General features: G+C 45.8%; 7 protein-coding genes and 1 pseudogene. All 8 read left to right on the top strand.

Annotated features, from left to right (window positions below; translation table 11 throughout):
* Positions 1 to 2,760, top strand: a 2,760-nt coding sequence (locus AC1DUA_RS23695) for a polysaccharide lyase family 8 super-sandwich domain-containing protein (protein ID WP_477502111.1), incomplete at its 5' end; no start/stop codon positions are given.
* Positions 2,657 to 3,385, top strand: coding sequence for a cohesin domain-containing protein (locus AC1DUA_RS23700; RefSeq protein WP_477502117.1), 729 nt, complete (start codon positions 2,657 to 2,659; stop codon positions 3,383 to 3,385). The genes AC1DUA_RS23695 and AC1DUA_RS23700, both read left to right, overlap by 104 nt.
* Positions 3,386 to 3,405: 20 nt before the next feature.
* A complete protein-coding gene (locus tag AC1DUA_RS23705; RefSeq protein ID WP_477502112.1) occupies positions 3,406 to 4,428 on the top strand; it encodes an S-layer homology domain-containing protein in 1,023 nt (340 codons plus the stop codon).
* Positions 4,429 to 4,499: 71 nt separating this feature from the next.
* Positions 4,500 to 5,447 (top strand): carbohydrate ABC transporter permease, encoded by a 948-nt coding sequence (locus AC1DUA_RS23710; protein WP_477502113.1) that lies wholly within the window; start codon positions 4,500 to 4,502, stop codon positions 5,445 to 5,447.
* Positions 5,448 to 5,514: 67 nt separating this feature from the next.
* Positions 5,515 to 6,044: pseudogene (locus tag AC1DUA_RS23715) on the top strand (ABC transporter permease family protein).
* 123 nt (positions 6,045 to 6,167) lie between these two features.
* A complete protein-coding gene (locus AC1DUA_RS23720) occupies positions 6,168 to 7,541 on the top strand; it encodes an ABC transporter substrate-binding protein (protein ID WP_477502114.1) in 1,374 nt (457 codons plus the stop codon).
* A gap of 129 nt (positions 7,542 to 7,670) precedes the next feature.
* Positions 7,671 to 9,422 carry a sensor histidine kinase gene (locus AC1DUA_RS23725; RefSeq protein ID WP_477502115.1) on the top strand — a complete coding sequence of 584 codons (1,752 nt, stop codon included), beginning with the start codon at positions 7,671 to 7,673 and terminating at the stop codon, positions 9,420 to 9,422.
* On the top strand, positions 9,416 to 10,557 hold a 1,142-nt coding region (locus AC1DUA_RS23730), incomplete at its 3' end, for a response regulator (RefSeq protein WP_477502116.1). The genes AC1DUA_RS23725 and AC1DUA_RS23730, both read left to right, overlap by 7 nt.

Genomic DNA, 10,557 nt, shown 5'->3' on the forward strand with positions numbered 1-10,557 from the left:
GCTGTAAGCAATGAGAATTTGACAGGCTACTGGGACACGATGAATAAAGCAGCGAACAGGACCTACTTATGGGCTGATTTGCAAAGCACGACGAAATCAAGCGAAGTGTCATCACACTATACGCGATTAAATCAAATGGCCATCGCATATTCGACGGTTGGCTCAACGCTCTATCACAACGCAAATCTCAAAAGCGATATCATCAGCGGGTTGGATTGGGCTTATGCCAATCGCTATAAGGAGTCCAAAAGTGAATATGACAATTGGTGGGACTGGGAAATTGGCACACCTCAGCTCGTCAATAGCACGCTTGTGCTGATGTATGAAGATTTGACGCAAGCTCAGATTGATAATTACATGCGGGCCATTGACCGATTTGTCCCCAATCCAAGCAAGCGAACGGCTAGTTCCGTTGTGGAAACAGGCGAGAACTTACTCGATAAAGCTTATGTGGTGTCTCTTCGCGGCGTTATCGGCAAATCGAGCGCCAAGATTGCACAAGGCAGGGATTCAATGAGTCCCGCATTTCTATATGTAAAAAGTGGAGATGGTTTTTACGAGGATGGATCGTTTATTCAGCATACTTATGTTGCCTACACAGGTGGGTATGGGGATGTGCTGCTCGGAAGAATGGCGGATCTGATGTATTTATTGAGCGGATCTTCCTGGAGTATCACAGATCCGAACGTAGCTAATGTGTACAGATGGGTCGATGAATCCTACAAGCCGCTTATTTATATGGGGGCTAGCATGGATAATCTGAAAGGACGGGGAATCTCACGGCAAAGCGGGAATGATCATACAACGGGACGCTCCATTATCCTGAGTATGCTTCGTCTGGCTGAAGGAGCACCGGCTGAACAAGCGATGAGAATTAAGCGGATGGTCAAGGAATGGATCTCAACAGACACAACCTTCGCGAACTATTATACGGGGGCCAGTATGTTTGACATGATCCTTGGCAAAAGGTTGATGAATGATCCAGCGATTACGCCTCAAGGCAAGCTGGTGGGTCAATTCCAATTCCCGGGAATGGACCGTGTTTCCCAGCTTCGTGAACATTTTGGACTGGGAATCAGTATGTTCTCGCCTCGTGTTTCCGCATTTGAATATGGCAATGGTGAAAATATCAAGGGGTGGTTTACAGGCGTTGGCATGACAACTCTGTACAACAATGATTTGAAGCAGTACAGCGGTAACTACTGGGCTACTGTCAATATGTATCGTCTTCCTGGTACAACAACAGACGGTTCTGGCAGTGGAACACCTGTTGACTGGAAAAACTATGCGAACCCGAATACATGGGTAGGCGGTTCTTCGGTCGATCAACTCTACGGTTCCGCTGGGATGCAGTTCTCGCTTTCGCAAAATACGGGAAGTCCTCTGCAAGGCAAAAAATCATGGTTTATGCTGGGTGATCAAATCGTTGCATTAGGTTCAGGAATAACAAGTACGGACACAGCACGCACGGTTGAAACCATTGTCGAGAACCGCAAGTTAAATGAAAGTGGCGATAATACGCTCATTGTTGACGGCGTCACCAAGCCAAGCGGACTCGGATGGTCGGAGTCAATGAATAACGCGCATTGGGCGCATCTGGCTGGGAATGTGCCAGGTTCCGATATCGGTTACTATTTTCCAGGAACGGCATCCATAGCTGGTCTACGTGAATCTAGATCAGGTACATGGAAGCAGATAAACACAGGAGGAAACACGGATCAAGTGACGAATCCTTATGTAAGCCTGGCTTTCAATCATGGCAAATCACCTGCAAATGCTTTTTACGCTTATGTCGTGCTGCCAGGCAAGGATACGGCTGCAACGGCGAGCTATGCGGCTAATCCAGATATTCAAATTCTGGAGAATTCTGCTGATGCCCATGCGGTGATGGATACGTCTCTGCATGCAGTTGGAGCTAATTTCTGGAGCGATGTAACGAAGACGGTTTATGCGAACGATGAACCACTTATCACAAGCGACAAAAAAGCGTCTGTTACAACGCTAGAAACGAATGGGGAAATCCATATCGGAATTTCTGATCCGACGAAAGCAAACACAGGAACGATTCAAGTGGAAATTAATCGCAGCGCAGCTGGAGTCGTTTCCCTCGATCCTGGTATTACGGTCACCCAATTCAGTCCGACGATCAAAATGGTCGTTCAAACGAGTGGGGCTTTCGGTAAGACATTCGCAGCCAAGTTCAGTATGAAGACGCCTTCCAGTACGGAAACGCCTGTTTTGGTAAGTGCAGAAGGCGGCGCTTCGCAAGTTATGTTGTCTTGGACAGGGGTGCAAGGAGCAGCTGGATACCGAGTGAAGTATGGCACAGCTCCAGGTGTCTATACCCGAACGCTCGATGTCACTTCGGTAAGTTCCTCCAATCAAGTTGCCGTCACTGGCTTGGAAACGGGGAAGACCTACTATTTTGCAATAGTGGCTTATCAGGCAGCTGGTGAAAGCAGCCTTTCAAATGAGTTGTCCGCCACACCGGTTCCAATCCTTACGATTTTACCTGAAGCCGATGTGTATGTACGTGATGGCTCTTATGCCAGTACGAACTATGGGACAGCAGATAGTCTGGTATCCAAGCAGGATGCTGCAGGATATGCCCGGCAATCGTATTTGCGATTCGATCTTGCCTCCATTTCTGGCACAATTGCAAGCGCTAAAGTTACGCTCCACGTCGAATCAGGGAGCCAAAGGGGACGTAAGTTACGCTTCCAGGGAGCATGCCAATGCCTCTTATCGACCTGTTCTTGAGGTTACGTTAAGTACGCCACCTGCGTCGTTATCGACAGAACTTACAGGTGGCAGCACGGTAGCAACGGGAGAAACTTTCAAGGTCACATACGGATTGAAGAACCTGACACGTGCAGCATTTGCGCAAGATGTCACTCTGAATTATGACGCGAATACGATGGAATTCGTGTCTGCAAGATCGGTGATGGATGGCGTCTCCATTCTGGAGCCGATCAGGCAATCAACGGGCAAGCTGCGGCTAATCATTGCCAGTCAAGGCGCAGCTCATGGAATTAGCAATGACGCGCAAATTGTAGAACTGACTTTCAGAGCCAAAGTTTTCACGGAAAATAAGACGGGGACGATGACGATTTCGAAGGCGGTGCTGGGCGATGCAGAGGGGGGCGAAGCGGTAGCGGCAGCTTCTAGCTACAGCGTTGCAATTACTGCTCCTATTCCTGGCGTTCCTGGTGATCTTACGAACGATATGCAAGTAACGATCGGCGATTTGGCCATCGTAGCAGCCCATTACGGCAAAGATACAAGCAGCCCGGATTGGGAGCAAGCTAAGAAAGCGGACGTTGTCAGCGATGGACATATCGATATTGACGACCTTGCTTTTGTAGCGGCAAAAATAATCCAATAAAGCGTAGAGGATGGCTCATAATGAGACGTAAAATCGCACTTGCCACATTAGTCTGCAATCTTGGTTGTTCTTTAGCCTTACTTGGTCCGGCCTATGCGGAGGACGCTTCTCAATTTGTGATGAAGACGTCGGATCCCGAGTCTACAGGCGAATTTACCGTTACGCTGCAAGGGGAGAATATACAGGATTTATACGCGTATGAAGCGAAATTCTCCTTTGATGCCAGCAAGCTCGAAGTCGTCAAAGCGGATACCAAGATAGAGGGTTTCTCCGTTTCGCCCATTGTGAAGAACAACGAAGTAACATTTGCGCATACCAAAGTGGGGAAAGTGGATGGCGAGAAGGGAAATGTAGACATCGGAACAATCACCTTTAAAGCTAAGAAGGTTGGGTCTTCCCAAATTACATGGACCTCCATGAAAATCGTGGATCACAATTTGAAGAATCAATCCATCGCTCTTAGTAAATCCGCCGATTTCACCAAAATCTTCAGCGATCTTGCCGATCACTGGGCCAAGTCGGATATTATGCTGATGGTTAACAAACAGATTGTGGAAGGTATGGATGACGATCATTTTGCACCGGATACGAATGTAACCAGAGCGCAGTTCGCAACCTTAATTGCCAAAGCATTGAATCTGAAGGAAAGCGCGGGGCTTAACCCGTTTGCTGACGTCGCAGCGGGCTCCTGGTATGAGGACACCGTGAAGAAAGCATATGCAGCAGGATTGATCAACGGAGTTGCTGATGATGCTTTTGCCCCGGAGAAGAACATTACGCGCGAAGAAATGACAGCGATGCTGATGAGGGCGAAGGCTCAGGTGACAGGAACGAAAGTCGAAGATATGACGGCAAGTACCTCCATCCTTTTCAGCGATGAGAACGCGGTCAGTGATTGGGCCAAACACGTCGTAGAACTTGCTGTAGACGCGGGCTTAATGAATGGCCGAACAGAGCAAGAATTTGCCCCGCAGGAACATGCCACTCGAGCTGAGTCGGTAGTTGTGCTGAAAAGGCTCTTAGCTGGAATTAGCGCGAAATAATCCATGATCTCGAAGAGATTGCTTTCTACCAGACCATTCAGGTCAGGTGGTTATTTGGAGAGGTGAACAGCATGTTGATTAATAACTCAGAAAGGGTTGCTCTAACTTCGTCTGCGCCCGGGCCAAGAGCTTTCTGGAATCAGCCTAGAAAAGAAGCGCTTGCGGGATGGCTATTTCTTTCGCCCGTCTATCTGTGCATTCTAATTCTAGGCGTATTTCCAGTGTTGTTCTCCTTATTTTTAAGCTTTTGCCAATGGAATTTAGTAGGGGGACTTTCCAGTATTAAGATAATCGGACTGGATAATTTTAAGCTGCTTTTTGAGGACGATAAGTTCTATATGGCCTTAAAAAACAATCTAACGTATACAGCAATTACAGTGCCCATTGGACTTGTTCTAGCGTTGGTACTATCGGTCCTCATACATGCCAGAGTGTTTGGGCAAAGCTATTTTAAGATCGCTTTTTTCATCCCGTATATCTCTTCCATAACAGCGCTTGGGGCGATATGGAGCGCTTTGTACCATCCATCTCTAGGTCCGATTAATCAATTCTTGCTCCGCATAGGGGTCACCAACCCGCCGAAATGGTTAGCGGATACCCACTACTCGTTAACATCCATTATGATTATTGCCATTTGGGCAGCGCTGGGCTATCAAATTATTATTTTTATTGCTGGCTTGACCAATATCCCGGATGAGCTATATGAAGCGGCTAATATGGATGGCGCCTCATCCTTCCAACAATTTTTCCGTATTACGCTTCCCTTGCTTGCTCCGACAACGTCCTTCTTATTTATTACGACGCTGATGTCATCCTTTAAAGTGTTTGATTTAATCGCTTTTCTTACGGGCGGGGGGCCGAACGATTCATCAACCGTGCTTGTTTACCGGATTTATGAGGAGGGTTTCCAGAACTTCAGGATGGGTTACGCTTCGGCGATTTCATGGGTTTTGTTCCTTATCATCGGGGTCGTGACTTTGATTACTTATCGACTGCAGAAGCATTCCGCTTACGAATAGCAGAAAGGAGAGGGCTTGCTTGTTATTGAAAAAGATCGATATACCGAAGTGGATCACTACGTTGTTGATGGGATTATTTTCGCTCCTATTCCTGCTGCCTTTGCTGTGGATGCTTTCGGCGGCTGCGAAGTATGAGAAGGATGTTATGGTATTCCCCATTCAGTGGATTCCAACCAAATGGAACCTGATCAACAATTTCCAGGAAGTCTGGCTAAGCAGCGTACCGTTCAGTCTATTTTATTACAATTCACTGAAGCTAGCGCTTACGATAACCTTTGCAACGTTGCTTTTCTCTTCGATGGCAGCATTTGCCTTCACGAAGCTGCAATTTCGTGGGCGTAACACGGCATTTGGGATTTTGCTTTCTTTGATGATCATCCCTTCCGAATCTACCCTGGTCCCTCGGTATCTGCTGCTCAAGTGGCTTCACTTGTACAACACGCATGCGGGTTTAATGCTTATGGGGATGTTTTTGCCGACAATTACGCGGTACTGATGATGGCCTCTGTTGCTGCAATTTTGCCTTTATTAATTATCTTTATCATCCTGCAAAAACAAGTGATCAAAGGCATCGCGCTTGGTGGAGTAAAAGGTTGAATATGGCGGCTAGGAAGGTAAAGATATCACACAAAGAGCGCAAAATATTATACCATCTTAGGGAAATAATCCGTGTAAAATTCTGGATATCAACAATACAATCGACCAATTGGGGGATGTCACATGACAAATAGAAAGGCAATTCTGCTTAGCAGCACCTTACTAACGATGTCAATTTTGAGCGCATGCAGCACGGGCTCAGATAAAGGGAGTGCAGGATCTACCGCAGCTACGACTAGCACAGCACCCGCTGCAACACAAGCGGCCGCAAAGCCAGTGAATCTTAAATTTTACACGTGGGATAATGAAACGAATCAGGTTGCACGCCAAAAGATGATCGATGCTTTTCAAGTCAAATATCCGAACATCAAGGTGCAGAATATTTCTTTAGTTCCCGGAAATTCCGTGGAAAGCATGAAGAAAATGGATGTCTTAATGTCTTCCGGTGAAGACGTTGACGTCCTTGAGTATGGGAACATCGATGAAACACTGGCAAGAGCGGCAGCAGGTGTCCTAGCTCCGCTAGATGAGATGTACACGAATAGCAATGTAAAGCCGGAAGAAGATTATTACATTAATCCCAAAGTGAATGGGAAATATTACGCGACGATGCTGACATCCAGTCCTTATTTTGTACTGATCAATGAGGATGCATTGAAGGAAGCTAATCTACCGCTGCCAACCTTCGATTGGACGTGGGACGACTTTCGGGAGTATGCGAAAAAACTTGCGAAAGGGGATGGAAACGATAAACGATACGGCGCTTATTTCCACACATGGGGTGAGTATACGAATCTAATTGCGTATTCCGATCTCAAAAGCCCTTATCTGACAAGCGACCTGAAGCCTGGCTTTAATGATCCGTCGTTTGCTTATTTCTTTAATCTGCGTCGCACCATGGAGAAAGATGATAAATCCGTTAAGCCTTTAGCTGATGTTGTTGGAGCGAAACTAAGCTATATTACGGAATATTTGAACGGCAAAGCGGCTATGCTGGCAACGGCGCCATTCATGCTCGACAATGTGATGAACAAAGAGAAGTATCCGCACACATTCAAATCGGTTATTGCTCCGCTGCCCCGCTCATCCAAAAGCGGAGAACAAGGGATTACGAACATTGGAGGATCTTACGTTTCGGTTGCTTCCAACTCTAAGCACAAGCAGGAAGCTTACGATTTCATTCGTTATATGACGACGGAGCAAGAGGCAAGACTCGAATTATCCGGTTACAAAAAGGCCGACCCCAAGGCGATTGTAGATCGCTTGTATGGCAAAGCGGCGGATATTATCGACGTAACGTCGCTGCAAGCAACCATTTTTGATAAGAAAATAAAAACGAATTTTGATCCTGCGATCTCTGTTTCCTACGGCAACCAATTGAAAGGCGTGTTGGAAAAAGGCTTTAGCAAGTTCATGCTCGATAACACAACGGCTGAGGAAGCTCAAAAGTGGATGATGGATGAATCCGATAAAATTGCCAAACAAAATGCAAAATAGGGTCCTGACGGACACATGGGATAGAGGGCGTAAAAGCGCCCTCTATGTTTTTCGTTCATAGGGTAACAGGCGTTATGCTATGATAGGGGTAGTTGAATGTCTAGCATCCAGAAGGCAGAAGGAGTTCCTATGAGAATAAACTCACTATTTCGATTTTCTTTTTATCGACGCATTCAAATCTCATTTCTCTGCTTTATTTTGCTGCCGACTGTCGTTGCTGCCTTTCTCAATTATTCGATTACGCATAAAAATGTGAGGGAGAAAATCTTTCTCAGCAATCAAACTGTGCTTACCGTCATTGCCAAGGATATTTCCAAAACGATTGATGATATGACGTATGCTTCGAACTTTTTTGTTCAGGATGAAAATGTGAAAAAACAGCTGCGTGCTTTTATGACGATGAAACGCATTGAAAGTTTTCATGATTTTGAGACTTATTTGCAAATCAAAGACTTTTTCAGTCTGGTTGATGTCAAAACGATGAATCCGGATATCCTCATGTACGTGTCTAATCAGGCGGGTTTTATCGTGCAGTCCAGTGAGATTCAAGGGGCAGATCCCGAAATGACGAGGCAGCAGTACGAAGTCGTCAAATGGCGTGTGGATCTGTCAAAGCCCAACATTTTGCAATGGCTCGGAACTGTGCCAACGCAGGGGGCAAATGCATCAACCAACAAGGCCTACTTGCTTGCTAGGGTAATCAAATCTCCAAGTGATACGCAGCCTCTGGGTACATTGTTTATTTCGATACCGGAGCGCTATTTTATGAAAGCGTTCGCTCAGCTAAGTGCTTCGAAATTGGCTCTGTTTGATGCTGAGGGCAAACTGATTGCAGGGAATCCTGATGTCTCTTATGGTATGGATAATACCGCGAGAAATAGCATTAGAAATGAAGGTCTTATTCAATATTCAGGCTGGAAGCTCATCAGTGAAACGCCGGATGCGCAAGCTACCGGTGAAATTACGAAGACATTTTTCATTACGCTGCTGCTGATCATTCCATTTTTTCTGATCTTCTTTGTCGTCTCGATGTATGTAGCGAAGCGGCTTCATCGGCCCATTCGGCAGCTTCAAGCTGGCGTCAAGCAATTTGGGAATGGCAATCGCCGGATTCGGTTTGAAGAAGATGGCAAAGATGAAATTTCGGATTTGGGCCGAACACTCAATATTATGCTGGAACAAATCAACCAGCTTATTGTGGAAAACGAGCAGGAGCAAGAGCAGAAACGTGAATTAGAGCTTCAAGCGCTTTATTCACAGATACGTCCTCATTTCCTGATGAATACCCTGAACTCGATTAAATGCAATTTAGCTTTAGATAATGAGATGGTCCACAGTCAAAAGATTAATTCTTTGATGAGCTTATTAAGGGCTTATATGAAATTCAATGAACCCTCTAGCCTAGGGAATGAATGCAAGCTGCTGTTTCATTATGTGGACATCATGCAAATGCGCAGTGATCTTGTGGTTCAGATGGATATTGAGCTTCCTCCGGTGCTTGCTAACCTGGAATTCCCGAAGCTGTTACTTCAACCCATCGTGGAAAATGCCTTTGTACATGGTTTCAAGAGAGCCGTTGATCAGCCTCGAATCGGCATACGCGCTGAACAAATCGATAATCGAGTGGAAATTTCGATCTCCGATAACGGATTGGGACTGAGTGTGGAGAAAATAGAACTGCTCAATGCCGGGCTGCAAAGCTCACAAGATGCAGAAGTCTGGCAAGCCGATAAGCGAGTTGGGTTGTGGAATGTTTTTCAACGTCTGAAGATGACTTATGGCAGTGGCTCATCGATGACATGCACACAGAGCGAACTCGGCGGCTTGACCGTTATACTCGGATTTACAGAGAAATTAGATACAGGGGGATCTGCATGTTGAATGTCATGTTGGTAGATGATGATGTGCCGATGATCAAATATTTAACGAAACTGATTTCTTGGGAATCGCTGGGGCTGCGGCTTGCTGCGACTGCGCATTCTGGAGAAAGTGCCTTGCAGACCTTCCATGAAATGCAGCTCGATCTGGTTATTACGGATATTGGGATGCCGCAAATGGATGGCTTGGAGCTGGTGGCTCAGCTGAAAGCGCTCAAGCCTGAACTTCAGGTCGTGTTTCTGACCTGTCATGAAGAATTTCATTATGCCAGAAAAGCTGTGCAATTAGATGCTGTCGATTATTTGATTAAGGATGAATTAACCTCGGATCAGCTCGATGAGAGCCTGCGCAAAGCCATTCAAGTGTTAACTGAGGCCAAAAATCAAGTAGAGGACATCGTGTATAAACAAGATTTGATCAAAAATAAAGATTTGCTTAAACAGACGTACTTTCAGCAGCTGCTTACAACGTCATCTGCCACGGAGATRCTTAGTTACGGGAAACGGTTAGGCATCAATTGGGAGAACTCGCACTTTCTTATGGCAGTTGGTTCCTTTCATAGGGCATCTGTCTATAAGCAGTATAGATTTGAAGATATGAATTTGCTGTTGTATGCGGCTGGGAACATAGCCAACGATTTGTCATTGCAATCGCAGCAGCAGGTCACGTTATTTTCCGATGCTGACGGTCAATTGATATGTATTTATAATTTTCAGCCTAACCTGAGCTTGAATACGACAACCCTTTTTAAGGATTATTTATTATCTTTACGAGAACTGATTAAACAGTATTTGAAGATGGATGTGTTCCTTCATTATGGCATTCCTTTCAAAGGTGTGGAGGGAATAAGAAGTAATTACAAGTCGATGAAGATGTGGCAGAAGTCATCTTTTTATGAGAATGATACGTTTGGTACGATAAAATTGCTGGAAGTCCCCTTGTGGAATGTCAATCACTCACTGGAGGAACAATGGGATCGGATCGCCGAGGCCGTCAAAGCTGCCGATGCCAATGGGATTACAATTGCCCTGTGTGCCTTAGAAGCTTTCGCTCGTGATGAGCGAATGGAGTCGGGGATGTTTCTTGCAGCGTGCTCGCATCGAATTCGTCTGATTGAACTAGAGGCTAAGCATAAGAG

The sequence above is a fragment of the Paenibacillus sp. 01T422 genome (genome assembly GCF_056398785.1).

Excerpts from the sequence above, each read along its gene's own strand:
- AC1DUA_RS23705 (WP_477502112.1), top strand. The coding sequence starts at position 3,406 with ATGAGACGTAAAATCGCACTTGCCACATTAGTCTGCAATCTTGGTTGT.
- AC1DUA_RS23710 (WP_477502113.1), top strand. The coding sequence starts at position 4,500 with ATGTTGATTAATAACTCAGAAAGGGTTGCTCTAACTTCGTCTGCGCCC.
- AC1DUA_RS23725 (WP_477502115.1), top strand. The coding sequence starts at position 7,671 with ATGAGAATAAACTCACTATTTCGATTTTCTTTTTATCGACGCATTCAA.
- AC1DUA_RS23720 (WP_477502114.1), top strand. The coding sequence starts at position 6,168 with ATGACAAATAGAAAGGCAATTCTGCTTAGCAGCACCTTACTAACGATG.